The sequence below is a fragment of the Lacibacter sp. H375 genome, assembly GCF_037892425.1.
Lineage (GTDB): Bacteria > Bacteroidota > Bacteroidia > Chitinophagales > Chitinophagaceae > Lacibacter.
Genome location: NZ_JBBKTT010000001.1, coordinates 4,233,871 through 4,260,331 on the forward strand (window position 1 = coordinate 4,233,871; position 26,461 = coordinate 4,260,331).

The following is a 26,461-nucleotide window of genomic DNA, read 5'->3' on the forward strand; positions in this document are numbered from 1 at the left end:
TGAAAAAAGAGAATGCAGATCATAAAACATCCAAAGAAAAGTGAGTGGAGCAGGTTGCTCAAACGTCCGGCAATTGAATCGTTGTCGCTGGAAGCAAGCGTAACAAATATCCTTCACCAGGTAAAAGCAAGTGGTGATGAAGCATTGAAACGTTTCGCCACTATTTATGATAAAGTCTCAGTGACTGAATTATTGGTTTCAAAAGAAGAGATCGATGCAGCTGCTGCAACTATCAGTAATGAGTTGAAAGATGCTATTGCTCTTGCAAAAAAGAATATTGAAACGTTTCATGCGAAACAGGTAAGTGCTGTTGAGAAAGTGGAAACCATGCTCGGTGTTGTTTGCTGGCGTAAATCAGTAGCTATTGAAAAAGTGGGCTTGTATATTCCCGGTGGTACCGCTCCCCTGTTCTCTACAATTTTAATGTTAAGCATCCCTGCAAAAATTGCAGGATGCAAAGAAATTATTTTGTGTACACCTCCAGGTAAAGATGGAAAGATCAATGCTGCCATTTTATATACAGCGAAACTGGTTGGTATCACAAAAATATTCAAGACAGGTGGTGCACAGGCAATTGCTGCCATGGCTTATGGTACAGAATCCGTTCCACAGGTATATAAAATTTTCGGCCCGGGTAATCAATATGTAACCTGTGCCAAACAGTTAGTACAAAAAGATGGTGTTGCCATTGATATGCCTGCCGGACCAAGCGAAGTATGTGTGATGGCTGATGATACAGCCAATGCATCTTTTGTTGCTGCTGATCTGTTGTCGCAGGCAGAACATGGTGTTGATTCGCAGGTGTTGCTGGTGAGCACTTCAGAAGCAATGATCAACGAAGTATTGATCGAGACTGCAAAACAACTGGAACAATTACCACGTAAAGAATTTGCTGCAAAAGCATTGGAGAACAGTAAAGCAATCCTTCTACACAGCACAACAGAAATGATCGAATTAGTGAATGAATATGCTGCGGAACATCTCATCATCAGTTGTAAAGACGACGAAGCAATAGCAGAACAGATCATCAATGCAGGTTCTATCTTCCTTGGCAATTATTCACCTGAAAGTGTAGGTGATTATGCCAGCGGCACCAATCATACGTTGCCTACCAACGGATATGCAAAAGCATACAGCGGTGTAAGCGTTGACAGCTTTGTGAAGAAGATCACTTACCAAAAATTAAGCAAAGAAGGTTTACAGAATATTGGCAAGGCAGTTGAACTGATGGCGGAAGCGGAAGGATTAGAGGCGCATGCGAATGCAGTGAGAAAGAGAAGCCAATAGTTGATAGCCGATAGTTCATAGTGAATACAAAACACGCAACATTCACCATTGACCATTCACAATCCACCATAACATGTCATTCGATTTAAACAATTTACTCCGCTCCAACATCAAAGCCCTTGTTCCCTACTCTTCTGCACGTGATGAATTTCACGGCGAAGCGAAAGTGTATTTGGATGCAAATGAAAACAGTATTGGTTCACCATTAGTGAAATGGTACAACCGTTACCCCGATCCTCAGCAGCAAAAGATCAAACAAAAATTATCTGCGATAAAAGGCGTTTCACCCAAACAGATTTTTATTGGTAATGGCAGCGATGAATGTATTGATCTGCTATACCGTGCTTTCTGTAATCCAGGTGTTGATAATGTGATCATTTGTCCGCCAACCTATGGTATGTATGAAGTAAGTGCCAACATCAACGATGTGGAATTACGTAAAGCTCCATTGCTGGATGATTTCCAACTGAACCTTGCACACATGGAAACATTGGTGGATGAGCGCACCAAACTCATCTGGATCTGTTCACCCAACAATCCAACGGGTAACAGCATCAACCTTGCTGATATTGAAATGGTGCTGAATAATTTTGACGGTATTGTGGTGGTTGATGAAGCATACATCAACTTCTCCCGTCAGCGTTCATTGGTAACATTGCTGGCCGATTACCCGAACCTTGTGGTAATGCAAACACTCAGCAAAGCATGGGGATTGGCTGGTTTACGTTTAGGTATGGCATTTGCAAGTGAAGAGATCATCAACGTTTATAATAAGATCAAACCTCCTTATAACATCAGCGAAGCCGTGCAGGAACTGGTAGTGAAGGCACTCGACAATGTAGAAGATGTGAACGAAATGATAAAAGAACTTGTGAAAGAGCGCAAACGACTGGAAGCAGAATTACCAAAGCTCGCAGTAGTAGAAAAGGTTTATCCAAGTGATGCCAATTTCCTGTTGGTGAAAGTTGTAGATGCAAGAGGCATCTATGAATATTTGCTCGCCAACCAGATCGTTGTACGTGACCGAAGTAAAGTTCTTTTATGCGAAGGATCGCTACGTATTACCGTAGGAACTGCAAAGGAGAATGATGAATTACTGAATGCTTTGCAGAAGTTTATTGTTTAACGTTAACTTTAAAGCCGAAATAAATTATTCATGAAGAAGATTTCAATTGCATTGCTCATCGCCGTTTCTGCATTTGCGTTCACTACGCAGCAACCTGATCTGAAAGCATCAGTGCTGCGTGGGAAAAAAGTATATGAAAATAATTGCCTGTCCTGTCATCAACCCGATGGTAAAGGAATGCAGGGGATGAATCCTCCACTTACAAAAACAAAGCAGGTGCTGGGTAATAAAACACAACTCATCAATATTATATTGGTCGGGCTTGACGAAGAAATGGTGATCAACGGCGTAACCTATTTGAACCCCATGCCTTCGCAACCACACCTGAAAGACCAGGAAATTGCAGATGTGTTAACGTATGTGCGCAATAGTTTTGGCAACAAAGCAAGTTTGGTTACAACAGCAGAAGTAAAAGCAGCAAGAGCTAAAATGAAATAATAAAATGAAGCGAGTTCTATTTATCGACAGAGACGGCACACTTATTAATGAAGCCCCTCCTACTTATCAACTCGATTCGTTCGATAAGCTTACATTTTATCCTGATGTATTCTTTTATCTGCGCAAGATCGCTGCTGAACTTGATTATGAATTGGTGATGCCAACAAATCAAGATGGAATGGGCACTGATGCGTTTCCTGAAGACACGTTCTGGCCTGTACACAATTTTGTGGTAAAGAGTTTAGCGAATGAAGGTATTGTATTCAGTGAGGTACTGATCGACCGCACATTCCCGCATGAAAATGCTCCTACACGTAAGCCGGGCACTGGTATGTTTACCAAATACCTCAACAACCCCGATTATGATCTTGCCAATTCATTCGTCATTGGTGATCGTATTACCGATGTACAATTAGCAAAGAACCTTGGTTGCAAAGCCATCTGGATGAATATCGATGCCAATCTTGGTGCTGCTGAAATCCAGGATAAAGTAACGGAGCTGCGTCAATCAACCATTGTATTAGAAACACCAAACTGGAAAGATATCTATGAATTTCTCAAACTCGGTTTGCGTACGGTTACGCATGAACGTAATACCAACGAAACAAAGATCAGCGTTGAACTGAATGTTGATGGCAGCGGCAAAGCAAACATCCACACCGGTCTTGGATTCTTTGATCATATGCTTGACCAGATTGCACGACACGGCAAAATGGATCTCAACATCACCACGAATGGTGATCTGCATATTGATGAACATCATACCATTGAAGACACAGGTATTGCGTTAGGTGAAGCATTTGGTAAAGCCCTTGCTGATAAGCGTGGCATGGAGCGTTATGGTTTTGCCTTACCAATGGATGAAGCCGATGCAAAAGTGCTGATTGATTTCGGCGGTCGTAACTGGATCGTTTGGAATGCAACATTCAAGCGTGAGAAGATCGGCGAAATGCCAACGGAAATGTTCTTCCATTTCTTCAAATCGTTCAGCGATGCAGCAAAATGTAATCTCAACATCGAATGTCATGGCGACAATGAACATCATAAAATTGAAGCCATCTTCAAAGCATTTGCCAAAGCCATCCGCATGGCGGTAAAACGTGATCCATTGAGCAATTATTTACCTTCTACCAAAGGAGTATTGTAGAAAGAAGTCTAAACCATGATTTGGGGAGATTTATCTGATTAGGCAGGTGTTAATACATCTTTTCCCTTTTCACCGCAGAAAACATGAGATAAGGAGTTGAGCGCAGAGATAACTCTGCGAAAAACTCTGTGGCCTCCTTTCTCTGAGGCTAAACAGGCTGCATACATTTTTTTTCAGCCAGCTGAAATTCATCTCAAATTAAACATCCAACAATATGTATCAGTTGTTGTGATGACCTGCAGTTCAAGAGCGCCTGATACAGGTCATAGCAGGATCAAAAAAATCAAAATACATTTATGGTATAAAACACGGTTTATGAAAACGATCCTTGTTCCCATAGATTTCTCCTCTACCTCACTTAACGCTGCTTCATATGCTTTACAATATGCGAAACAGGTAGGCGGAAAGCTCATACTTATTCATGCATATCAACAGCCCTTACTTTATCCTTTATACCAAGGCGTTGAGGTTTCGCCTGAAGGAATGCGGGAGATCAAGAAAAAAGAACTGCAGTTAGTGGCTAATCAGCTTGCAGAATTACAACCGTTGATCAAAGTGGAACATATGATGTTTGATGGCGAAGTGGTTGATGTACTTACATCACTCACCGATGCAATGCAGGTGTCATTTATTGTGATGGGTATTACCGGCGCAGGTAAGCTGAAAGAAAAATACATTGGCAGTAATACACTGGCCGTAGCAAAAAGTTGCAAAGTTCCCGTGTTGATCGTTCCTGAAAATGCAGTGTTTAGCCGAATCAATGATATTGGTTTAACCACCGATTTCAGGGATGTGATTAATACAATACCTGATCACATTGTCAGTGAACTCATCAAATCAACCGGTGCAAGATTACATGTGCTGAATGTAGATTTTAAAAACAGGCAATGGACCAACGATACTCCTTTCCAAAGTGGATTAGTGGAAACTATGTTCCAGCAATATCATCCGCAATACCACTTTATTGACAAGCAAGATATGGTGGAAGGCTTGAATGAATATGCGAACAAATTCAGTATTGAAATATTATTGGTGATACCGCAAAAACATAATCTAATCGAAAAAATATTCTCAGGCAGCCATACAAAAGAATTGATCTTTCACAGCGATGTGCCTGTGATGGTGATGCATGAGTAAATTCTTAAACAGCGACATATGGAATGAGCAAAGGAAAAGGTAAATCTGGCGGGTCGGGCTAAATTAGCCGGATCCGTTTTTTATTATCGTAAAACTATTTCCAGAACTGCAGTTCCGGCTTTGTTTCCTTCAGCTTTTGTTTGGTTTGGGTGTATCCTCTTTCGATAAGTTGTTTCCAGTTGTTCCAATCTAAAAACTTAAACTCTTTCAGATCAAGATCGAGAAACACAGATACATTGGTTTTGCTGCTCTCCTGCCTGTGCCTGCTGTTAATGGTTATGCTGTTAACAAGTATAGATGAGATGCCCGGCAGTTGATGTGTTGTTGAGTTGGTGATCTTACTCCAGAACAATTCCCATGAGGTAGGTATTTCGTGCAAATCAAACATCGCTGTTTCTTCAGCCGATAATGAAACAGCAACAATATGGCGCACAGGTTTTTTATACATGGCTTCAACCGGAAGGTTATCAATTACTCCTCCGTCAATATGCAGATGTTTATTAATGATCACCGGAGGAAATACACCTGGTATGGCCATGCTTGCTGCTACCTGCAATTGTGTTAATCCTCTGTCATGCACTTTTAATGACGCACTTGAAAAATTGGTGGATACACAATAGGTGTACACCCAAAGATCTTCCAGGTGCGAATCACCAAACATGGTATCTAAAAACTTCCGGATCTTTTTGCCGGACATCAGTGATACAATTGGCAACGTCAGATCATTCGAGGTTAATTTACTATCAGCCGCAAGCTTACACATAACATCTGCCTTGTCAAAATCAAAATCAAGAAATGATAATCCGGCACCGTACACTGCCCCTGCACTGGTTCCACCAATAAAATCAAATTCAACACCAGCTTCAAGTAATGCTTTTGCTGCACCTACGTGCGCAAATCCTCTTGCACCTCCGCCACCCAATACCAAGCCCGTTGCCTGGTGTGTAACAATGCGGCAAAACCTGCGTGTATCAGCTGCCTTATTTTTTCGCATGTGTAAATGCATATCCACTTTTCGTTCGTGAAACCATCGTCTTGTGTTAGAAGGCAACGCAGCATTCTCTTCATGCAACAAGAGCAGGTAGATCTTTTTATTCATCACATTGTCTGAATACAGATGCAATACTTTTTCAATCTCGTATATATGACAGTCGGCATGAAAATCTGTTGCAATGATCACCAGATCACAATAGGCAATACATTGCCTGGCCCATTCTGGATTTTCCATATCGCACACAAGGAAATTAAGACCAGGTTGCTTCTCCATATCATCAAATGTGCTATGATCATCTTCGCCTTTATGCGAAGCATAATCATAAATACTGATACCAAAACCCATCTTGCCTAATTCTTCCTGAATAGCACCAGTATAAGCACTCACATCATTAGCCGCCTGAAGATTTACAACCGCAATATTTTTTGGCGCTGCATCCATTTTTGTTTGATGGTTGTTGCGACGCATGCGCTCAATGATAAATTTTGTAATGGCATTGGCGAAGGAAGGAAATTGCTGTACCAGTGTTTTATAATCATCATCTTCCAATTGGAGAATGAGCGATCTGCGTAAAGCAACTACTGATGCACTATGTGGCTCCTTTGTAAAAAGAGAAAATTCGCCAATGGGTTCACCGGTTGAAATATCACCTAGAATAAAGATATCGCTGTCGGTATGTTGTATGGCTCTGAAACGGCCTGATAAAACGATGTAGAACGAATGTCCTTTCTCACCTTGCTGGAAAAGGTATTCACCCGCTTCAAACGCAAGTATGTTGGTAAGGTTTAAAATATTCTCTACCTGCTCATCATTCATTTCTCCAAATAAACGCACCAATGACTGGTGTAATAGCAACTTGTGGTCGGCTGTTTGATTCATTGACTGGATCTGATACTCGTTAACAATATGGCTGGGTTATTTCAACGGGACGGAGATAGAACGTTCTTAATACAGAAAGATAGTTAAAAATTACAGTACCTCAATTTACTGTAATAATCACATTCCCCGTTTTCTGCCCGGTTTCAACATACCTGTATGCTTCAACAATTTCATCGAGTTTATAATGCCTGTCGATGACTGGTTTGAATTTACCTGTTTCAACCAATTCTTTTAGAAATAGAACATCAGCTTTACTGATGGTTGGTAAAGGGAATAAAACTTTTTTACCGCCAGTTAATGATGTGGTAAGTGCAAGAAAAACATTGGCGCTGTTCTTTCCTAATTCGGTAGAAATATAAATTCCTTTTTCATGCAGCAGCGGTTTGCATTTTGCAAAAGAACTTTTACCAACAGCATCAAATACAAAATGAAAACGATCATCAATCTTGGTAAAATCCTGTTGCGTATAATCAATGACCACATCAGCACCCAACGACTTTACCAGTTCTACATTTTTGGTATTGCAAACAGCAGTAACCTTTGCGCCGAAATATTTGAGCAGCTGCACCGCAGCAGAACCAATAGCACCTGTAGCACCATTCACCAATATGTTTTGTCCGGCCTGCACTTTTGCTGCACGTATGTCGCACAACGCATAATGACCGCCTTCTGTAATTGCCGCCGCTTCATTAAAGTCAACATTTTGCGGCATAGTTGCAATTGCTGCATCTTCTGCAATACAGATGTATTGTGCATGTGCGCCAAATGATGTGTCATTATAACCAAACACTTTGTCGCCAGTTGAAAATGATCGCACGTTTTTACCAACTGCTTCCACAACACCTGCAAACTCATTACCCAGTATTTTGAATTTTGGTTTGAACAAGCCACTGAAAAAACGGGAGATAAAATATTGTGCACTGCGAAAACCACAATCGGTTCTGTTTACTGTTGTTGCATTAACTTTAATCAGCACTTCGTTATCTTTTTGTACAGGTTTTTCTACCTCTATTACGTGTACAACTTCAGGTGGGCCGTAGATTGTGTGGATAGCTGCTTTCATTATTTGATAAGGTTTTGTATTTACCAGAGTTACCAACCCTGCGTACTAATTAAATCATCATTTCCCCACCTTCAATAACAATGCTACCAATGCTTCCACTGCAGACCATTGCGGATTATGATCTGCTTCCATTTGCATCACAGGCCAACCTTTCTTTTTTGCTCGATCTGCCTGCAATGCAAAATCATCGGTTGAAGCATCAACGCCTTTTGCAACGGTAAGAATATAAGTAACGGGTAAGCTTAACCGTTTTGTATTTGTAAGCGATATTGTATCAGTAAATGTTTTCAAAGGATGAGGCACATCTTTTGGCGGCTCTTGCCCCGGTTTTACCCAGGCAGGTATCAAGTAGCCATTGCTTGCCATTTTCATCACCCAATCGGCACGAGCACCTTGCATGCTTACCACACTCTCACCATGATCAGGTACAAATGCATCGAGGTAAATTAATTTGCCGATACGTTCGGGTACACGATCGGCAACACCGGTTATGACCATACCACCATAACTATGACCAACGAGAATTACATTATGCAAGTCTTCATACAAGATCATGTTCACCACATCGTTGATATGTGTATTCAATCCAACTTCAAGAGATGCAAGATGAACCCGTTCCCCTTGACCTGTTAATGAAGGACGATATACAATTGCACCTGTTGCCGTCATCAACGAATCAGCTTTCTTAAATGCCCAGCTACCACCCCATGCGCCATGCACAATTACATACACTGGTTTTGCTGGTGCTTGAGCAAGGATCAACTGCTGCACACTAAGTGCGATGAACATAAATAATAATATGACAGACCTCATCTGAATGTATTTTTAATCAAAGTAAGTTAATGTGATATTTGTCTTAATGATTATTTTTTCTTTTTTTCGAACTTCAACAGCTTAGCTCCCCTGATATCACCTACGTAAATATTTCCGTTCTTGTCTACTGCAATATCATGATACCAGGAAGCAGTTCGTTTGTTTTCTCCTGTGCTGCCAAATTGAAAAACAACATTTCCTGCTGTGTCGTATTGAAAAACCTTCGAACCCTTGTTACCAATATCAGTCGTAATGGTATAATCAAAATCGATGGCGTAAAGATGTTGTGCGCTGTCGATTGTTACAGATGGCAATTGAGGTACGGAATCTTTGTTCTTTAACACACGTAGAAATTTGCCATTTTTATCAAACACCTGGATGCGGTTATTTTGCCTGTCAGCCACATAAACATGTTCGTTTTTATCAAGCGTTATACCATGCGGTATATCAAATTCACCTTCATCGCTTCCTTTTGTACCCCATTGCAATAAATACTTTCCATCAGCGGAAAACTTCACCACCCTGCTGTTACCATAGCCATCACTCACATAAAATGAACCGTCATTTGCAACAATAACATCGGTGGGTAAATTAAAATGCGAAGAATCGTTGCCGGGAGTTTTTGCAATACCCAGCTTCATCAATAACTGTCCATTGTGACTGAACTTTAGTATTTGATGAAGCCCCACATCTGTTACCCAAACATTATCATTCTTATCAACCGTTAAACCATGCGGCATGATGAATTGATTGGCGCCCCATTCATTGATGATGGTTCCTGTTTCAGCATCAAGCTCAAGTATGGTGTTTTTATCAATAAATGATTCCGGAAAAGGATCGGTCCATTTTCTACCCGCCCTGTGAAAAACAAAGATGTGCTGCTTGCTGTCGATGCCGATACCGGTTGGCTGACCAAATGAATAACCTGCAGGCAACTGAGGCCATGCCTCATCCAACGCATAGTTTATTGGTTGATCATTCTTATTATTGTTTGGATTATCAGCACACCCAAACAAAACAACTATTGCAAGTAAAAGGAAGTTCTTTATTGTATACATGTTGTTTATGAAAATTAATATTTCATCCTTTGATCATGGTTTTCAAAAACGTTTGCACCGCTTCTGATTTTCCGATTGGTTCAAGCAAAAGAATGAACAGGTTTACCCCGAGCGCCAGGTAAGTAGCAGCATGTTTAAGCTTATCATATTTCCATGCAGCAAGCAACAACATGGTAATAATGATGGCCTGTGTAGGATACATCGGCGCCATAATATCAATATTTGGCCAATGCTTACTATTCATGCCTATGTAAACATTCTGTACACCCCTTCCAAGCGCAGGCATCATGATCAAAAATACGGTGGTAATAAGCCACCATGCATGTTGCTCAATTTGCTTACGATGAATAATACTTTTAATAACAGCAAAACCAAAAGCCGTCATCATTACAATTTCAACAGCTGCAACACCAAAAAAGAACCAGGGTTTAAACGGACCAAACCTTGTGGGATCCTTTGCGATGAGTTCTGTTGTTGCAATATCCCTGTGCATCATACCCAAAGCCGTTAAACAAACGCCCCCGGCCAAAAACATTCCTATGATACCGTTGGTGCGATGTAAGCTCAATTTGCCATGTGTTGCCCAATATGGTTGCAGAATAAGATAGAGATACCAGACAGTACCCGTCCAGTAATGAATATGAACCGACCACGCATTGTCAGTAAAATCACCCCAATAATCTCTGAAAATTCCAATTTGCATAAAGAACATGGGAATAAACATCCACTTGTACAAACTCTTGTAACGTTGCATGGGTAAACAGTTTTACAGTTTTGGTGATTGATAGAAAACTCATCGTACGATGAAAGATGAATCGTACGTTGGTATGGAAGAAAGATAAACTGTTCTTTTGAGTAATACAAGAAAGCATATCGGTCAACTATCCACACTGATGTTCTGCTGATGAACAGTTTAGTAATTTATCTCAACTATTTTTTTATTCTGCAGTTTCTGCATTTGCACGGGTACAATATTCAATATTTCTTCCTTGATTGTATTAATGAGCTTAGTTTTAATATGATCACGGTGTGTAACAAGACTCACTTCACGTGCAGGGCTTGGCCGCTTTAATTGCTTCACCAATTTCAGTTGCGATTTACTAAACTCCATGACAGCAAGCTCAGGTAAAATGGTAATGCCATCACTTTTATCAACCATGCGTTTGAGCGTTTCAATATTTCCTGTCTCGTATTTGAAATTAAAGTCGCTGCTTTTGCGGAGTTCGCATAAGTTTAATATCTGCGAACGAAAACAATGTCCTTCTTCCAATAACCAAAGTTGATTAGGATCCAGTTCACTGGCCAACACATATTTTTTATCACTCAAGACATTTTTGGCTGATACATACACAAACAGTTCTTCATAGAACAATACATATTCTTTTATCGATGGGTCTTTTAATGGAGTAACCACAATGCAACAATCGAGACGGTTGTTCTTCAATTCATGAATCACATCTTCTGTAATCGATTCCTTAATCACCAAATTCAACTGCGGATACTTCTCTCTTACAGCTTTGTAAAGCGAAGGCAACAGGTAAGGAGCAAGCGTTGGAATAATACCAATCCGCAGTTCACCGGAGAGTGTGTCTTTCTGATCGTTAATGATTTGTTTGATCATATTCGATTCACGCAGGGTAACACGTGCCTGCGTAATAATTTCAGTGCCCACTTCAGTAGGTATAACCGGTTGCTTTGTACGGTCGAATATCTTAACCCCGAGTTCTTCTTCCAGCTTTTGTATCTGCATACTAAGCGTTGGTTGCGTAACAAAACATTTCTCTGCCGCCACTGCAAAATGCCGGTGTGTATCTAATGCAACAATGTATTCGAGCTGAGTTAAGGTCATAGACAAATACTATATGATCATAAAAATAATCAATTTGTGTTATTACCTGCCCTGCCTTAGTTTTGGAGCCCAAAGAAAAACTTACTGTTCATCATCATTTATAACAAGTTCGCTTAATCATTAAAACATGGATAATAACACATCTCAAGCCAAGTGTCCTTTCTCTGGCGGAGCTTTGAAGCAAGCCGCCGGCGGTGGCACAAGAAACCGTGACTGGTGGCCAAACCAGTTAAGATTGAACATCCTTCGTCAGCACTCTACCCTTTCTAATCCTATGGGTGAGTCGTTTAATTATGCAGAGGAATTCAAGAGCCTCGATCTCGCTGCCGTTAAGAAAGATATTTTCGATGTCATGACCACCTCGCAAGATTGGTGGCCGGCAGATTATGGTCATTATGGTCCGTTTTTCATCCGTATGGCATGGCATAGTGCAGGAACTTACCGCATCAGCGATGGTCGTGGTGGCGGTGGCGCAGGTCAGCAACGTTTTGCACCACTTAACAGCTGGCCCGATAACGTAAACCTTGATAAAGCACGTTTGTTGCTTTGGCCGGTGAAGAAAAAATACGGCAAGAAACTTTCATGGGCCGATCTGATGATTCTTGCTGGTAACTGTGCCCTTGAATCAATGGGGTTCAAAACATTTGGTTTTGCAGGTGGTCGTGAAGATGTGTGGGAACCACAGGAAGATGTTTATTGGGGAAGTGAAAAAAAGTGGCTGGGTGGTGATATCCGTTATGCGGAAGGATCTCCAGGTGTACCAAAAGATGACGCTGTTCTTGTATCTGATGATAAAGCCGATGGAAAGATCCATACACGTAACCTCGAAAATCCGTTGGGAGCTGTGCAAATGGGATTGATCTATGTTAACCCTGAAGGACCAGATGGAAATCCTGATCCGCTTGCTGCAGCAAAAGATATTCGTGAAACATTTGGCCGCATGGCAATGAATGATGAAGAGACTGTTGCATTAATTGCAGGTGGTCATAGCTTTGGTAAAACACATGGAGCTGCACCATCAGATCATGTTGGTAAAGAACCTGAAGCGGCAAGTATTGAAGAGCAAGGTCTTGGTTGGAAAAACAGTTATGGTACAGGTAAAGGTGCACATACTATTACAAGTGGTCTTGAAGGTACATGGACAACCACGCCTACAAAGTGGAGCAATAACTTTTTTGAAAACCTTTTTGGTTACGAGTGGGAATTAACAAAAAGTCCAGCAGGCGCACATCAGTGGAAGCCAAAAGGCGATGCCGGTGCAGGTTTAGTACCCGATGCACATGATGCTTCAAAACGTCATGCACCATTTATGTTAACAACAGATCTTTCATTAAGAATAGATCCGGAGTATGAAAAAATCTCCAGACGTTTCCTGGAAAATCCTGATCAGTTTGCAGATGCGTTTGCACGTGCATGGTTTAAACTCACTCACCGTGATATGGGACCAAAAGCACGTTACCTTGGTCCTGAAGTACCTGGTGAAGAATTGATCTGGCAAGATCCTGTTCCTGCACTAGATCATAAACTCATCGATGAAAAAGATATTGCGGAATTGAAAGCAAAGGTGCTTGCATCTGGTCTTACCATTTCACAGCTTGTATCAACAGCATGGGCATCAGCATCAACTTTCCGTGGAAGCGACAAACGTGGTGGTGCAAATGGTGCACGCATTCGTTTGGCACCGCAAAAAGATTGGGCAGTAAACAACCCTGCACAACTTGCTGTTGTATTATCAAAACTTGAAAGCATACAGAAAGAATTCAATGATGCACAAAGCGGCGGTAAAAAAGTTTCGCTTGCAGATCTTATTGTGCTTGCAGGATGTGTGGCTGTTGCACAGGCAGCAAAGAATGCAGGTTATGAAGTGAAAGTTCCATTTACACCCGGACGAACAGATGCAACACAGGAGCAAACAGATATTGAATCATTTGCTGTGCTTGAACCTGCTGCAGATGGTTTCCGCAATTACCTGAATGTGAAACGCTGTTTTGCAACATCAGAAGAAATGCTGATCGATAAAGCACAACTGTTAACCTTAACTGCACCTGAACTAACGGTGTTGGTTGGTGGCATGCGTGTGCTCGATACCAATTACGATGGTTCGAGACATGGTGTGTTTACAAAAACTCCGGGTACACTTACCAATGATTTCTTTGCAAACCTCATTGATTTTAGTATTACCTGGAAAGCTGCCGATCCTGTGCAACAAGGTTTCTTTGGAACCGACCGTGTAACGGGTGATTTAAAATGGACAGCAACTCGTGCAGATCTTGTATTTGGTAGTAACTCCGAGCTTCGTGCACTTGCAGAAGTGTATGCTTGTGAAGATGCGAAAGAGAAATTTGTAAACGACTTTGTTGCAGCCTGGAACAAAGTGATGAACCTCGATCGTTTTGATTTAGCGTAATCGTAACTAAGCATAAGAATCAACGTGTAAAGCTGGCCTGGTAACAGGCCGGCTTTTTTATGCTTTTGTAATTACAGTAACTATTCTCCAGATAAAAAAATCGCAGACCTATAAAGCAGTTGTTCAAATTAAGTAACAGTTAACTTCATCTTATTTAACCCGGGCCTCAGGCAAATAAATATGAAACGTTGACCCGCTTTTGCCATCGCTTTCAGCCTTAATAAAACCCCGGTGATTTTGTACAATCTTTTTACAGATAGCAAGACCTATGCCTGTACCCGAATACTTTGTATTATCCTGCAACCTGGTGAACAAATCAAATATCCTTTCTGCAAATTGAGGATCAAAACCGATACCATTATCAGCGACACTTATTTTTAAATAATTCCCCGCAAGTACAGTATTGTCATTTCCCATCTCGTTGTGTTTAACTATAGAATAGCCAATCCAGATATCAGGTACAACTCCCTCTCGTCTGTATTTGATTGCATTGCCAATAAGATTTGTAAATACCTGCATGAATTGAAATGGCACAACCTGTATCACCGGCAATTTGGTATGCGTTATTCTTGCTCCCGTTTCCTCAATCAGGTGCATCAATGAATGTTTCACTTCCACAATTAAATTCACCAGGTCAACATCCTCCGCTAATTCATCGGTTGTTGTTGTTTGTGTGAACATCAGCAAATCTTTTATTAAAGTTTGCATGCGTTCAGATGACGAAATAATTTTTTCTACATATCCCTGAGACTTTGGAGACAATTTCAACTCATCAGTGTATAAACGTTTTGCAAAAATCTGGATCTTGCGTAATGGTTCCTGTAAATCGTGGCTTGCAGCATAATTAAAAGATTCCAATTCTTCATTCGTATGCTTTAGCTGTTGATTCTTTTGTTCCAGCAACATGGTTTTATTTTGCAGTTCGATCCACGTTTGCTTTTGTTCAGTAATGTCCCGTAAAAAAGCAATAAAAGACCGTTTGCCATCCTGGATAGTTTCGGAAATAGTTAAGGATATAAATAATTCTTCATTTCTTTTATTCATTGCAATTACTTCGGTGGAACGGTTGATGACACTACCCTCGCCCGTAGCAATATAATGTGTCAAACCACGGTTGTGCGCATCCCTGTAACGGACCGGAATAATAATATCAGTGAGATTTCTACCGATAACCTCTTCCGCTTTCCAACCAAAAATGCTTTCTGTTTTGGGGTTCCAGATATGAATGATATTTTGTTCATCAATAACAATGATTGCATCCGGCGCATTGTTAATAAGCAAAGCCAGGTATCGTTCCTTGTCAGTAAGGTTTTGGTTGAGCCGGTATTCTTTTGTAATATCCTCGCAGGTGCCATCCAGTCTTAAAGGCTTTCTATTCTTATCTAACAATAACTCGCCTCTGCCTTTTAAGATTTTTTCCTCGCCCGCAGGCGTAACAATTTTTAAAATATAGTCTTCTGCTTTGCCTGTTTCAAGTGAAAGTTGTATCTCCTGCATTCTTGCCTCACGGTGGTCGGGATGTACCAAAGACATAAAGCGTTCAAATGTTATTTGCTCCGACTGTGGCTCCAGTCCATAGATCCTGTACATTTCATCAGACCAGATAATTTCATTGGTTATAATATTCCACGACCAGTTACCAATATGTGTAAGCGCCTGCGCCTGCTTATGAAGCGTTTCACTTTCCTGTAATTTTTGTAACAGCTCACTTTGTGCCGTAATATCCATGATGGTACCCTTCATTCCAACGGGCTTACCATTTTCATATTGTACAATACCTTTTGATGAAATCCATTTATTCTTATTATTCCGCAAATACCGGTATTCACAATCATAAATGCCATTGTTGTGCACTGCATTGGCTATAGCATCTTTTAGTTTTTCCCTGTCATCAGGATGCACATCCTGCATAAAATCATCGAGGTTACTGGTTTTCTCCATTTCAAATATCTTGAAAACCATAGGCGTATAAACCGACCTTCCCTTGCCTTCAAGGTCCCAGTAAAAACTGCCCATTTGTGCAAGCTGTTGAGCTTCCAGCAATTCATTATGCTGCGCATTCAATTGCTGATTCATCGCATGTATCTTTTGCTGATGAATTTGAATGTAAGCGTTAAAAGCGGCAATATCAGTGGCCATTGTAAACCGATCGGCTTCTTCCATAACGTTCCGGAATACAACAGTATCGCTTGTATAATGATCAAGCATCAAACGAAACACCTGTCGTCTTACGAAAGATATCTGTGAAATGTCTTCAGCCACCACGTCATCCCGGTCAATTGTTGCCATCCTGTTGGCAACCCATTCCCCAATCGTAATTTCAATATGCTTTCTTGCTTTGTTCTGTGCCAGCCTGTTTAACAATTCAGCTCCGGAAACTTTACCCATCTCAATTAATTGTTCATCGCTGAAATGTCTCACCACTTTTAAAAGAGGAACATTTTCTGATTTAGATAGCTTCAGCATCAGCCGGGAAAACTCTTCCAGCATATTCTCCACTATCCATCCGGCAAAGGCGGGCAGATGGTTGAATTCCAGATCATCGGAAATAGCAGTAATTCTATTTTCCTTTTTTATATCTTTCATACGGCAGAGGTAAGGGTTAACACAAAATCCTTTTGCGATAAAGGCTGCATATGTTCCCAATCATAAGTGAACGTTTTCCTGATCATCCTGATCAATTCAGAAAAAGATGATGGCTTAAGCATGTATAGATTAGCACCTCCCTTATATGTATCATTAATATCGTTCCTGTTTGCTGATGTGGAATAGATCACCACAGGTATTTTTTTCCAGCGCTCATGTTCACGTATATCGGCAAGACATTCCTTACCGGTTTTACCCGGCATATTCAGGTCCAGAAAAATAATCTCAGGCAGGCTGCCATCTTTCATCTTTTCAACTAACTCCATGCCGTTTCTTGCCTGGTCAACTTGAATAAGCGGTTCGATTTTGAAGATAGCTTCTTCAAATAACATCCGGTCGTCTTCGTCATCATCCACAATCAATACGTTGAGCGTTCCGGACGCTGTTTCCTTGGCTGATGCATCAGTAAACTGTTTTATTTTTTCCAACATATCAGCAAAAAAAAGGATAAACTTTTTTTTACAACAATTCGATTTGTTGGTTCCGGGTATGAATTGATCTGTCGGTAATAAGGGAAAAGCTGTATTAACGTTCATCATGTTTAATTTTGCAATCCTCTCATCAATTTTACGTACAAATCTTTGAAGATACAATAAGTTATTTTTCTTCAACAGCACTCACTAAAATAATGATTGGCGCCACCAGTCGGGAAATTTTTTCTCATAAATGTCTTCCGAAAGCCACATTGCGTTTTGATCAATTCCTGTCTATTTTCTATTCCAAGCCGCATCATACTATCAACGAAGAAAACAATCTAAATAAATTCAACAGTAATATTAATCTCCTCTTCTCTTAATGCCTGAAAAGAGATAAATGGATTGATATACGGCTTAATGGTTTCAGCAGGTATAACAAGCACATTCCCTGTTGTATCATCCGGAACCTCTGATTGAAAAGTTCCGTGAAACCGGGTGCTTATTCTTATTGTGAAATAAGGTTTGTCATAAATAATCTTAATTGACTTTCCATATGGGAAAGAAATTTCATCAGACCACTTATTAGTAATTGTAAGTTTCATTTCAACAGGTTTATTTTCTCCATTAAGTTATTCAATGCTTTGCTAAAAGACACCTTAATCTGGCGGTTCTGAAAACCTGCTGTGATTTCTTTAACTGACAGCACGTCATTCATCTGCAAACCTCCTGTTAAGATATTTCAGTAAGAGCATCAGAAGAATCAAAAGGCACGGATTCTGATTATATAACATCATGAAAAACCTTTTACTATACCTCTTATTAATCATCGCTCCTGTTCTTGCAAAAGCACAGTACCGCAGCGAAATAACAAACGACTTCGCCACAGTTGAAGAAGCAGCAAAAATTGCGCAGCAAATCGTTAAAGCATCTGGCATGAAAATTAATTTTATGATTGCAGAAGGTCGTGTGCCCAATGCAGCAGCTGTGTTGGTGCGTGGTCAGCGTTTTATCCTTTACAATCCGGCATTTATGGATGCACTTAACAGGAAAGCGGGCACCGATTGGGCTGCAGTAAGTGTATTGGCACATGAAATTGGTCATCATTTATACGGAACAGGAACAGCAATGGCTTCAGAAACAAAAGCCGATGAATTTTCCGGTTTTGTATTGGAGAAAATGGGTGCATCGCTGGCAGAAGCACAGGCGGCATTGAGAGTATTGCCTGCCGGTGCAAGCAGTGTTTCACATCCCGAACCTTCCGATCGACTTGCTTTTGTAGCAGATGGATGGAACAAATCAGCAGGCAATGAACTGATGGCTAAAGACGAGCCAACGCACATGACAAAAGGTGAACTGATCCGTTCAGACAGCCGCAGTTTTCCCTACATCTGGAAAGGCAGCGATGGTAATTTATTATACGTTCATCTGTCGGGTACACTGGTAGATGAAAACGGCAAGGTTGTCGGGAAGCTCAAACGGAATCAATGATAAATTAAACCTCTTAGTGACGATTGCATTAGTGTTGCTTTCCTAAACATATTACTGCGTGCCCGGGGATTTGCAAACAAACCTTCACCTCAATCTTTCCCCGGCTTTATTATTCTTTAAGTTCGTTCGTACTTGCACGATACGGTGTTTTCTACCATTTTATAGGTATTGCTGTTCTGAAAACTTGCTATTAGTTTTATAGTCAACCTCTGATTTCCTCACGCTCGTGCCCAAGGCATTTTTATTCTTTAACCATTAATTTATTTTTTATGAAAAGAAAAGCCAATGCTTTAGCAGTCGTTGTATTAGTTCTTCTCATGATCGCTTCGTCCTGCAAAAAAGAAGTTCTTCCTTTGACTTCGGAAGATACTCTTTTGGATAAATCGATAGCAAAAGCAAAGTCAATGCAACCGGGAGCGCCAGCGTTGCTGGTTAGTGGCCTGATGGAGTTGCAGGGAAGTACCGTTGGACCAGACGGAGCGTTATATGTTACCGCACCGCTTGCCGGTTCTGTCTGGCGAATTAACCCGAAGACCGGCGCAAAGACGCTCTTCACTACCGGATTGCCTGAGCGCAACCCTGATCCGTTCTTCCAGGGTGCCGGCGTGATTGATGTGGCCTTCCACAACGGTATTGCATATGCATTGGTTACCGGCGTTGGGTCGGATCTTGGGGGTGAAGATATTGTAGGCATCTATCGGGTAGATGGCCCGGATAGCCATAGCATCATCGCCGATCTCGGTGCTTGGTCCATTGCCCATCCGCCTGTGCCCGATTTCTTTGTGCCTACGGGTTTCCAATACTCGTTCGAACCTTATCGTGACGGTTTCATTGTGAATGATGGACACCATAACCGCATACTTTATATTACCCTCGATGGCAATATCACAGAAATGATCGCCTTCGGAAATGTTGTGCCCACAGGGCTGGCACAGCGAGGCAATACCATCTATTTCACGTTGGCTGGTCCTATTCCTCACCTGCCTGAGGAATCCAAACTAATGGCCCTTTCCCAAAAGCCACTCACCGCAACCGAAATTGCTTCAGCAGCCGGGTTGAATGTTGGGTTGTTTGTTGATGTGGAATTTGGCAGCGGAAACACACTCTATACTTTAGCACAAGGAATTTGGGATGGACCTTATGAAGGAGCACCCGCCCTGCCAAACACCGGCGCACTACTGAAGCTCAAATCAGATGGCAGCTTCAGCGTTATTGCAAACGGACTGAACCAGCCAACCTCGTTGGAGTTTATCGGCAACAATGCCTACGTGGTTAGTCTTACCGGTGAGGTTTGGAAGATCGAAAATATTACGCCTGCTAATGTTCATTAACTGTGCATGATCAGAGTTTATTTCTCTCACTGTTTCATAACTATGTGCATTGCCGATATATTTGATCTGTGCATGGCTGTTACTTTTTCAGTAACAGTTTCCAGTGTGAATAAAGTGACAGTGGCAAATAACCCATAAACAAAACGGCGAGTCTCCAGAGAGAGACCCGCCGTTTTTTTACTTATTCAATGCAGTATTAATTTCCTTCTTTCTTTTGCCTGTTCTTTCCCATTTCTTCATAGTAAGTTTTTACCGCTTTTATTTGCTCCGGTGTTAACACCTCACTATACTTTTTTTCTTTCGCAGCTTTTATTTCTGCAAGCTTCTTTGTGCGGTCAGCTTCGTTAAGATCTTTTAGATCACGGGCAGCCTGCATGCGGGTTTCATAATTAATTTCAATGATCTTCTCCGCCTGCGCTTCGGTAAGGCCTGCCTTCTCCATCAACCCCGGTTTTTGTTGCTCTTTCATTTGCTGCAACACAGATGGTGGATCACCTGCCGGTTGCGCATTTGTTGTTGCAGAGAATAGTGCAGCTAAGATTAACGTCATAAATAAATACTTCTTCATAATAGAAAATTTAATTGTTGAAGTAAAAGTTAGATCATTTATTTATTTCGTTCAAGCAGCAATCGATAAGCGGCATTTACAGAATAAAAAACATGGCAGAAAATTACCTCTCACCCGCCTGCGAATAAAGCACGAAAAATATTGTGTGAAAATCCCACGGCTTCAAGCAATGGCTGCAACAGATTGTTCTTTGTCAGCAATTGATGGTTACTAGCTGCAACAGCAAAAAAAAGCTGCTATCATTATGCGATAGCAGCTTTTTGAATAATATTAAAACATTCTAATTGGTAGCTTTTAATGCTATGCCCAAATGTACTTCGTTACGTATAAGATCATCTGGTTTACCTGGATATACAATATTCCAGTCCTGGCGGTTGATGTTGAATTTTGCCACGGCATTTGCTGAATTGCCTGATATGGTTAGCTGCGCCGGAAACGTAATGTTTTTTGTAACTCCTTTTAATGTGAGGTTGCCACTAACCGTGTGTGTGGGATTAGTTACTTTGTATTTGCTGATGCTTTCCTGCCGTGGATCGGCGCTGTCTTTTGCAGTGCCTGAAAAAGGCGTTACCAATGTAATGGTAAACGTGGCATCAGGATTTGCTGATACATCAAAAAAATCAGCCGATTTTAAATGACCCAATAATTTTTCATTGGCTTTGGCATCGGAACCCGGAGGACCCGAAACAACAATGCTTGTCATATCAAGTACAAAGTTGCCACCTGTAACATTGCCATCCTGTACAATTAATTCCCCACTCTTTACATTTAGCGTGCCTGTATGGTAGGCAGTTACTTTTGTAGCTACCCATTCAACTTTGCTTGCTGCGGCATCTACCTTAAAACTTGTACCCGCAGTTGTAGTTACTTCCTGCGCCTCCGTTGTCTCCGCTTTATCCGATTTCGGTGCATCGGCGCAGGCTGTAAACAAAAACAGGACTGCTGCCGGTAAATAGGAAATTTTCATATGTTTTTATATATACAATATCAAACAACATACCCTTTTCCACTTTCATAGAAATTTCATGTAAATAATCAGCCGTTTGGTGGTCTATTGCGGATTGTGATTGTTTTTAATCTCTATTTCCACTTTATCATTTGGACAACAGGTTTTTAAAACAATGATTGTTGTACGTCCGTTGCTGTGATGCTGGTACTGCGTTGTTTCACCTCGTTGCAGGTTCGGGAAGTTTTCTTCCGATTGCTTCCAGCCCGGAAACAGGTTTTTCAAAATGGTGGCCCACTGCATGTAAACTCTGTATGAATTTGCTTGTGCGGAGGAATGAATGATCTCGGCATGGTAGGTATAATTGTCTACATTCTTCACCGAGTTATTTTTTTGTACCTGGTTGAAATTATTCTTTTGAATGTAAGCGTTCTTAAATCCAAGCTGCAGCAATGGGGCATAATATTCACTTTTGCTGCTTCCTAAATTATCATACATTGGTTTATTGTATGGTGTTATCAGCTTCCCTTTTATATCATAAAAACTTTCGTTGGCTCTAGCTACAAGTTTTAATAACAGCGGATTGATTTTTTGCGGATCGGTTGAAGGTTCCTGTGTTCCAAATGATCTTATGCGCATCATTGCGGCATTGTAGTAATCACGGGTATCCTGCCTGCTGTTGATTTTGCCATACCATCGTGTGGCTTCATCCAGATCTTGCTGAACACCGTTTGTCCCTTTTTCATACATATCGCCCAGTTCAAATTGTGCTGCTGCAAAACCTCCATTTGCAGATTTTTCAAGGTAATGCAATGAGCTGGTAAAATTTCCTTTTCCCCGTTCAAGCATGGCCAGGTAATAACTGGCTTCCCTGTTGCCCTTATCAATTGCCTTCAGGTATAATTCTTTTGCCTTTTGTTCATCTTTGGGCACTACCTTACCGTATTGGTGATAGTATCCCATGGCGAGCATGGCCGCAGCATCACCAAAGTCTGATGCTTTTTTTGTCCATGCAATTTGCTGAATGGAATCTTTTTTTACACCCAACCCTGTTTCAAAACAATAAGCAATGGTGCGCATGGCTTCTGTATTACCACGCTCTGCTGCTTTGTTCAGCCACTCTATTCCTTTCGCATAACTTTCAGCACTTCGTGCGGGATCAGAAAGATAACAGATTGCCAGGTTCAACTGTTGTTGCGGAGTAAGCTGATTACTATACTTCAAATAAATGCTTTTCGCTTCTTCATATTTTTTGCCATACTGGTATTTTGTATCTGCATCACGCAATTCTTTTAGTACAGATTCAGATTGGGAAAAACCACATTGAAAAGAAATAAAGAACAATAAACACAAGGTTAAGTGTTGCAAACCTTTTTTCATGAAACGAATAATTGAAACGTTATACAATTGGTTGATTGTTGTTGCCGAACTTTTGCAGCAGCTCCAGAGCTTTTGGCTTATGCTCACCTAAATCTGAAATGCGTATGAACAGATCAACATCATACATTTTTTTGTTCAAACGCAGCAGCGGACGTAACCAGCTGTTTGAATAAAACCTGTATTGCTCAGGGTTTTTCAGTTTTATGCCAATGGCTGTTTCTAACACAGGCCCGGGCAAATTACCCTGCGTTGTTTTTACTTCAACCGCCTTTATTTGTTCCACATTATCCCAACTGATAAAACCACTCGGCACACCGCCGGGATTGTAGGCAAACCCTTTTTCATTCATATCAAGAACATAGGGCTGCGTAATTAAAATACGTGCAATAAAAAACAGGACAATGGAGCCGATTCCCATTATAAAGGCTGTAATAATATAAGCCGGAAGATCAGGTTCCGGAGCCTCATCACGCAGATACAAAGCCCAGCAGCAAACGTACATGAGCAGCAATACCACAGCAGCAATAATTACATGTACAATTAATTTATGTTTTATACGAAGCTCATTCATGTCGGGTAATTTAAGTTGAGTAAAGTGCGGTTCACTTACCTGCTGTGATCGTTATTTAATTTCATATTGAAAACTGAACGGAACACGTATCTCTTTTCCAATAGAAGAATAAAATATAAATTCTCCCAGGGCGTTAACCACACCTTTTTTCCCGGCATCACGGAAGCTGAAGGAAATGGGTTTCATAAAAACAAAACTGATTGCCTGAAAAAATAAAAATATGCGGGCAATTTAAAATCCATAACATAAACAGCCAATACCCACAAAGGAGTATTTTTTCAGGTACAGGAATCTGCATGTATGCTTTTTTCAACCGGCAGAAAGTTTGCTAAGTTTAGCGCCTTTTGCTTTCAGCAACCGAAGCTTTTTCTGATTGCTTTTGTGCATGTGCCGTTGGTGAAAACACACAACGACGGCGGACTGTGATGATGCACTCAACTTTGTGCAACTGTCAACGATTTGCAACAGCAACAAGGGCAAGAGCCCCCACTATTCCCACTACGATGTTAGCGGTTCGGGTATTTGCTTTATTGGTCTGCTCATTCATCATTTAGTTGTCTTGTCAGCACTAACATATGTTTTGCCTGAATACTATTTTCATAAATCGGTTCAGCATAGTTGTTTGTAAAAAAGTGTCTTTTTATACCAGTTATTTCAAAGCCAAGTTTCTGATATAAATAAAGTTGTCCAACACTTGAATTTGCTGTCCCTATACAAATACTTCTTTGTTTGTTAAGCAAAGCAACCTGAACAGCATTTTCTATTAATAAACTACCAATTCCTTGTCCTTGAAATTCCGGTTTTACAGCAACGTTTTTGATTTCAACTGTTTCGGTTGTCAATGGGAGCAATACAATAACACCAATAGTCTCATCATTTTTTCTTGCGGTATAAATTTCTGACCGTTTCAGGTATTCATTAATTAAGTCCTTTGATGGGTCTGCAAGCAACAAAAGCTCGTAAGGTACTTGGTCGTCCTTGCCAAGTTTTTCAAAAGTTATCCGCTGGTCTTTATATTTCATTCTTTTTTTTGCGTTGATGTCGTTCGTTGCCTTACCGCTAACGGTTTGGGCTTGGCGAAGCAGGTATTAGAAATACAAATGTTTATATCAGAAAAAATGTACAATAGAATTGCAGATGCTCAATTTATTCCGTCAGCCATGCTTTTGCCAAATCCTTATTATGTCTTCGTTGTTCTTTCATTCTGTCGGCAAATAAAGTTTCATTGTTCCTTTTTTAAACAACACTTCGTCCAAATGTCCCATTTTTTGCAGGTCAGTTGTCATTAAGTGCATATGTAAAAAAGTGTCGTGATGCGTAAAAATTGCTTTATGTTCGGTTGAGAAGAAACCAATTATTTCTGTTTGCTCGTTTTTGAGTTTGTAATTTTTTTGTACTTGATGTACTTCGTCTGGCGAACTTACTTTTGAACCTTTCGGTAAATTCAAAATGTGTATTGTTGCTTGTTCAACTGCCCCAATGAGTTTGAACATAAAAGGTCGGGGTGAATTTTTAGTCGCTTTGTCGAGGTAGGTTTCAAGTTGTTGAATAGTCTGAATACTGTCAGGTAAAATTTGCTCAGTCCAATTTGAAATGTTTGCGTAACCGAAAAATGGAGCTTTAATGTTATAGGTTTCTTCAACTTTCATTGTCGAGTCAGACGTAACAGTTGATTTATAAGATTTGCCATCTATAATTAAAATTTCTCCCGCTAAATATTCAACGGGGCCAAGTCCGTACAGATTTGCCTTGTTGGAAATTGTGTCAAGGTTTATGTTCCCATAAAGTTTTCCTTTCCACATTACGTTTTTCATCTCTCCAACAATTTTCACTTCGTTAGTTGGCTGTTGTGCTTTGGTGGTGCAATTCATGAAGATCAAAATTGTCAGTCCTAGAAGTGTTGTTTTGAAATTCGCTTTTATCATTTATTTTCTGTTGTTTCGGTGTTGCTCTACAATGAGGCATAACGGGCAGGGCTTTGTGCAGGTTGGGAATTCGTATTTCGTCTGCCGATAACCGCTGTCATTGAAAACATGAAATTGAATGTAAGAACTAGTATTGAGATTAATCCTTTACGCCCGGGGTCTCACGCAGGGAACATTGGGACTTATATATTTTGAATTCCGGGGTCGGTTGCACCAGGCCCCGCCGGGCCAACGAAAGCCGTCGCAGGCCTTTTAGGTATTATTCCTGTAGATATCAATAAAAGCAACAGAACAATGAAACTCACAAAAAAAGTAACAGGTTGGTTAAGTGACCCTATAAATTCAGTTAGAGGTTGAATCAGGCCGTTCTTAATCAGGATCGAGTTAATAAAGTCGTTGATAATAAAAAACGAACTACATAACAATGTCGGCCATCCATATTTTCTGTCTTTCAGGAAAAAAAGAACGCCAACAAAGAATGTGATATACATTCCATACCCAAGTAGATGGGGAGCTACTGCCAGCAGCAAAAAGAAAATACTAATACCCAGCATTAATACAACGGTACTTATAAGAAACGCAGCATGTATTTTTCTTCTTTTTTTAAGGATAAATGCCATTAAAATGATTAGCGCTAATTCTATTGGTGCTAACACATTTTGTACAATCATAAAGTCACCTTCACCCGAAACCAGACCTCTGTGAGCCGAATGAATGGCTAATATTGCTACCTGGGCAACTAATAAAGGACCAAAAAATAAAATGGAGAGTCCAACACGTTTGTGTATTGCAGGTTGTTTATTCCCGATAAGGCTGAGCTGGTAAAGCATCAAAAACAACCAACTGAAATTAACTATTACGTGAAATGTTTGGTGGCCATTAGGTTTTGCTTCAGCCCCAAAAAAGATATTCCAAAAACCTGAAACCGTTAATAAGATGGTTGTTATTATAAGCAGATATTCGAAAACATATTTTTTAAAATTTTTCATTTC

The 26,461-nt window shown here is 40.6% G+C and carries 25 protein-coding genes; 8 read left to right on the top strand and 17 right to left on the bottom strand.

The window, feature by feature from the left end; genetic code table 11:
- The first annotated feature begins 12 nt into the window (after positions 1-12).
- The 5 genes from hisD to WG954_RS18090 all read left to right on the top strand — a co-directional run bounded on the left by hisD (position 13) and on the right by WG954_RS18090 (position 5,135).
- Complete coding sequence (gene hisD, locus WG954_RS18070; RefSeq protein ID WP_340438220.1) at positions 13-1,287, top strand: histidinol dehydrogenase; 1,275 nt, start codon at positions 13-15, stop codon at positions 1,285-1,287.
- Positions 1,288-1,360: 73 nt separating this feature from the next.
- On the top strand, positions 1,361-2,413 hold the full coding sequence (gene hisC, locus WG954_RS18075) for a histidinol-phosphate transaminase (RefSeq protein ID WP_340438221.1): 1,053 nt from the start codon (positions 1,361-1,363) through the stop codon (positions 2,411-2,413).
- A gap of 30 nt (positions 2,414-2,443) precedes the next feature.
- The gene (locus tag WG954_RS18080) at positions 2,444-2,851 is read left to right on the top strand and encodes a c-type cytochrome (protein WP_340438222.1); all 408 of its coding nucleotides are present in this window, start codon (positions 2,444-2,446) and stop codon (positions 2,849-2,851) included.
- 4 nt (positions 2,852-2,855) lie between these two features.
- On the top strand, positions 2,856-3,998 hold the full coding sequence (gene hisB / locus WG954_RS18085) for a bifunctional histidinol-phosphatase/imidazoleglycerol-phosphate dehydratase HisB (protein ID WP_340438223.1): 1,143 nt from the start codon (positions 2,856-2,858) through the stop codon (positions 3,996-3,998).
- Positions 3,999-4,313: 315 nt separating this feature from the next.
- The gene (locus tag WG954_RS18090; protein WP_340438224.1) at positions 4,314-5,135 is read left to right on the top strand and encodes a universal stress protein; all 822 of its coding nucleotides are present in this window, start codon (positions 4,314-4,316) and stop codon (positions 5,133-5,135) included.
- A 94-nt stretch (positions 5,136-5,229) separates the two neighbouring features.
- On the opposite strand, the gene WG954_RS18095 is transcribed toward WG954_RS18090, so the two are convergent.
- The 6 genes from WG954_RS18095 to WG954_RS18120 all read right to left on the bottom strand — a co-directional run bounded on the left by WG954_RS18095 (position 5,230) and on the right by WG954_RS18120 (position 11,791).
- Positions 5,230-7,008 carry a patatin-like phospholipase family protein gene (locus WG954_RS18095; protein WP_340438225.1) on the bottom strand — a complete coding sequence of 593 codons (1,779 nt, stop codon included), beginning with the start codon at positions 7,006-7,008 and terminating at the stop codon, positions 5,230-5,232.
- Between the two features lie 100 nt (positions 7,009-7,108).
- Complete coding sequence (locus tag WG954_RS18100) at positions 7,109-8,071, bottom strand: NAD(P)-dependent alcohol dehydrogenase (protein ID WP_340438227.1); 963 nt, start codon at positions 8,069-8,071, stop codon at positions 7,109-7,111.
- A gap of 57 nt (positions 8,072-8,128) precedes the next feature.
- Complete coding sequence (locus tag WG954_RS18105; RefSeq protein WP_340438228.1) at positions 8,129-8,884, bottom strand: alpha/beta fold hydrolase; 756 nt, start codon at positions 8,882-8,884, stop codon at positions 8,129-8,131.
- A 50-nt stretch (positions 8,885-8,934) separates the two neighbouring features.
- Positions 8,935-9,942, bottom strand: coding sequence for a peptidyl-alpha-hydroxyglycine alpha-amidating lyase family protein (locus tag WG954_RS18110; RefSeq protein WP_340438229.1), 1,008 nt, complete (start codon positions 9,940-9,942; stop codon positions 8,935-8,937).
- A gap of 22 nt (positions 9,943-9,964) precedes the next feature.
- The gene (locus WG954_RS18115; RefSeq protein ID WP_340438231.1) at positions 9,965-10,696 is read right to left on the bottom strand and encodes a hypothetical protein; all 732 of its coding nucleotides are present in this window, start codon (positions 10,694-10,696) and stop codon (positions 9,965-9,967) included.
- 159 nt (positions 10,697-10,855) lie between these two features.
- Positions 10,856-11,791 (bottom strand): hydrogen peroxide-inducible genes activator, encoded by a 936-nt coding sequence (locus WG954_RS18120; protein WP_340438233.1) that lies wholly within the window; start codon positions 11,789-11,791, stop codon positions 10,856-10,858.
- Positions 11,792-11,918: 127 nt separating this feature from the next.
- Between WG954_RS18120 and katG the strand changes: the two genes are divergently transcribed.
- Positions 11,919-14,198: a catalase/peroxidase HPI gene (gene katG / locus WG954_RS18125; protein WP_340438234.1), complete on the top strand. Its 2,280-nt coding sequence runs from the start codon at positions 11,919-11,921 to the stop codon at positions 14,196-14,198.
- Positions 14,199-14,348: 150 nt separating this feature from the next.
- Here the strand turns inward: katG and WG954_RS18130 are convergent, their stop codons facing one another.
- The 3 genes from WG954_RS18130 to WG954_RS18140 all read right to left on the bottom strand — a co-directional run bounded on the left by WG954_RS18130 (position 14,349) and on the right by WG954_RS18140 (position 17,862).
- The gene (locus tag WG954_RS18130; RefSeq protein WP_340438236.1) at positions 14,349-16,784 is read right to left on the bottom strand and encodes a PAS domain-containing sensor histidine kinase; all 2,436 of its coding nucleotides are present in this window, start codon (positions 16,782-16,784) and stop codon (positions 14,349-14,351) included.
- Positions 16,781-17,383, bottom strand: coding sequence for a response regulator (locus tag WG954_RS18135; protein WP_340438238.1), 603 nt, complete (start codon positions 17,381-17,383; stop codon positions 16,781-16,783). Before WG954_RS18135 ends, WG954_RS18130 begins: the two co-directional genes overlap by 4 nt.
- Before the next feature lie 215 nt (positions 17,384-17,598).
- A complete protein-coding gene (locus WG954_RS18140; RefSeq protein ID WP_340438239.1) occupies positions 17,599-17,862 on the bottom strand; it encodes a hypothetical protein in 264 nt (87 codons plus the stop codon).
- Between the two features lie 190 nt (positions 17,863-18,052).
- Here WG954_RS18140 and WG954_RS18145 point away from each other — a divergent pair, with 190 nt between their 5' ends.
- Positions 18,053-18,748 carry a hypothetical protein gene (locus tag WG954_RS18145; protein WP_340438240.1) on the top strand — a complete coding sequence of 232 codons (696 nt, stop codon included), beginning with the start codon at positions 18,053-18,055 and terminating at the stop codon, positions 18,746-18,748.
- Positions 18,749-19,017: 269 nt separating this feature from the next.
- Positions 19,018-20,079, top strand: coding sequence for a hypothetical protein (locus WG954_RS18150; protein ID WP_340438241.1), 1,062 nt, complete (start codon positions 19,018-19,020; stop codon positions 20,077-20,079).
- 196 nt (positions 20,080-20,275) lie between these two features.
- Here WG954_RS18150 and WG954_RS18155 read toward each other — a convergent pair whose 3' ends face one another.
- The 8 genes from WG954_RS18155 to WG954_RS18190 all read right to left on the bottom strand — a co-directional run bounded on the left by WG954_RS18155 (position 20,276) and on the right by WG954_RS18190 (position 26,458).
- The gene (locus tag WG954_RS18155; protein WP_340438242.1) at positions 20,276-20,647 is read right to left on the bottom strand and encodes a hypothetical protein; all 372 of its coding nucleotides are present in this window, start codon (positions 20,645-20,647) and stop codon (positions 20,276-20,278) included.
- Between the two features lie 280 nt (positions 20,648-20,927).
- The gene (locus tag WG954_RS18160) at positions 20,928-21,614 is read right to left on the bottom strand and encodes a YceI family protein (RefSeq protein WP_340438243.1); all 687 of its coding nucleotides are present in this window, start codon (positions 21,612-21,614) and stop codon (positions 20,928-20,930) included.
- An 84-nt stretch (positions 21,615-21,698) separates the two neighbouring features.
- Positions 21,699-22,973, bottom strand: a complete 1,275-nt coding sequence (locus WG954_RS18165; protein WP_340438245.1) for a tetratricopeptide repeat protein — start codon at positions 22,971-22,973, stop codon at positions 21,699-21,701.
- A gap of 19 nt (positions 22,974-22,992) precedes the next feature.
- On the bottom strand, positions 22,993-23,544 hold the full coding sequence (locus WG954_RS18170; RefSeq protein ID WP_340438247.1) for an STM3941 family protein: 552 nt from the start codon (positions 23,542-23,544) through the stop codon (positions 22,993-22,995).
- Positions 23,545-23,595: 51 nt separating this feature from the next.
- Positions 23,596-23,730 carry a hypothetical protein gene (locus WG954_RS18175; protein ID WP_340438248.1) on the bottom strand — a complete coding sequence of 45 codons (135 nt, stop codon included), beginning with the start codon at positions 23,728-23,730 and terminating at the stop codon, positions 23,596-23,598.
- Between the two features lie 353 nt (positions 23,731-24,083).
- On the bottom strand, positions 24,084-24,566 hold the full coding sequence (locus WG954_RS18180) for a GNAT family N-acetyltransferase (protein ID WP_340438249.1): 483 nt from the start codon (positions 24,564-24,566) through the stop codon (positions 24,084-24,086).
- 177 nt (positions 24,567-24,743) lie between these two features.
- On the bottom strand, positions 24,744-25,469 hold the full coding sequence (locus WG954_RS18185) for an acetolactate decarboxylase (protein ID WP_340438250.1): 726 nt from the start codon (positions 25,467-25,469) through the stop codon (positions 24,744-24,746).
- 182 nt (positions 25,470-25,651) lie between these two features.
- Complete coding sequence (locus WG954_RS18190) at positions 25,652-26,458, bottom strand: hypothetical protein (protein WP_340438251.1); 807 nt, start codon at positions 26,456-26,458, stop codon at positions 25,652-25,654.
- Positions 26,459-26,461 lie beyond the last annotated feature (3 nt).

Coding starts and splice junctions, on each gene's coding strand:
- hisD (WP_340438220.1), top strand. CDS start 13: ATGCAGATCATAAAACATCCAAAGAAAAGTGAGTGGAGCAGGTTGCTC.
- hisC (WP_340438221.1), top strand. CDS start 1,361: ATGTCATTCGATTTAAACAATTTACTCCGCTCCAACATCAAAGCCCTT.
- WG954_RS18080 (WP_340438222.1), top strand. CDS start 2,444: ATGAAGAAGATTTCAATTGCATTGCTCATCGCCGTTTCTGCATTTGCG.
- hisB (WP_340438223.1), top strand. CDS start 2,856: ATGAAGCGAGTTCTATTTATCGACAGAGACGGCACACTTATTAATGAA.
- WG954_RS18090 (WP_340438224.1), top strand. CDS start 4,314: ATGAAAACGATCCTTGTTCCCATAGATTTCTCCTCTACCTCACTTAAC.
- WG954_RS18095 (WP_340438225.1), bottom strand. CDS start 7,008: ATGAATCAAACAGCCGACCACAAGTTGCTATTACACCAGTCATTGGTG.
- WG954_RS18100 (WP_340438227.1), bottom strand. CDS start 8,071: ATGAAAGCAGCTATCCACACAATCTACGGCCCACCTGAAGTTGTACAC.
- WG954_RS18105 (WP_340438228.1), bottom strand. CDS start 8,884: ATGAGGTCTGTCATATTATTATTTATGTTCATCGCACTTAGTGTGCAG.
- WG954_RS18110 (WP_340438229.1), bottom strand. CDS start 9,942: ATGTATACAATAAAGAACTTCCTTTTACTTGCAATAGTTGTTTTGTTT.
- WG954_RS18115 (WP_340438231.1), bottom strand. CDS start 10,696: ATGCAACGTTACAAGAGTTTGTACAAGTGGATGTTTATTCCCATGTTC.
- WG954_RS18120 (WP_340438233.1), bottom strand. CDS start 11,791: ATGACCTTAACTCAGCTCGAATACATTGTTGCATTAGATACACACCGG.
- katG (WP_340438234.1), top strand. CDS start 11,919: ATGGATAATAACACATCTCAAGCCAAGTGTCCTTTCTCTGGCGGAGCT.
- WG954_RS18130 (WP_340438236.1), bottom strand. CDS start 16,784: ATGAAAGATATAAAAAAGGAAAATAGAATTACTGCTATTTCCGATGAT.
- WG954_RS18135 (WP_340438238.1), bottom strand. CDS start 17,383: ATGATGAACGTTAATACAGCTTTTCCCTTATTACCGACAGATCAATTC.
- WG954_RS18140 (WP_340438239.1), bottom strand. CDS start 17,862: ATGAAACTTACAATTACTAATAAGTGGTCTGATGAAATTTCTTTCCCA.
- WG954_RS18145 (WP_340438240.1), top strand. CDS start 18,053: ATGAAAAACCTTTTACTATACCTCTTATTAATCATCGCTCCTGTTCTT.
- WG954_RS18150 (WP_340438241.1), top strand. CDS start 19,018: ATGAAAAGAAAAGCCAATGCTTTAGCAGTCGTTGTATTAGTTCTTCTC.
- WG954_RS18155 (WP_340438242.1), bottom strand. CDS start 20,647: ATGAAGAAGTATTTATTTATGACGTTAATCTTAGCTGCACTATTCTCT.
- WG954_RS18160 (WP_340438243.1), bottom strand. CDS start 21,614: ATGAAAATTTCCTATTTACCGGCAGCAGTCCTGTTTTTGTTTACAGCC.
- WG954_RS18165 (WP_340438245.1), bottom strand. CDS start 22,973: ATGAAAAAAGGTTTGCAACACTTAACCTTGTGTTTATTGTTCTTTATT.
- WG954_RS18170 (WP_340438247.1), bottom strand. CDS start 23,544: ATGAATGAGCTTCGTATAAAACATAAATTAATTGTACATGTAATTATT.
- WG954_RS18175 (WP_340438248.1), bottom strand. CDS start 23,730: ATGAAACCCATTTCCTTCAGCTTCCGTGATGCCGGGAAAAAAGGTGTG.
- WG954_RS18180 (WP_340438249.1), bottom strand. CDS start 24,566: ATGAAATATAAAGACCAGCGGATAACTTTTGAAAAACTTGGCAAGGAC.
- WG954_RS18185 (WP_340438250.1), bottom strand. CDS start 25,469: ATGATAAAAGCGAATTTCAAAACAACACTTCTAGGACTGACAATTTTG.
- WG954_RS18190 (WP_340438251.1), bottom strand. CDS start 26,458: ATGAAAAATTTTAAAAAATATGTTTTCGAATATCTGCTTATAATAACA.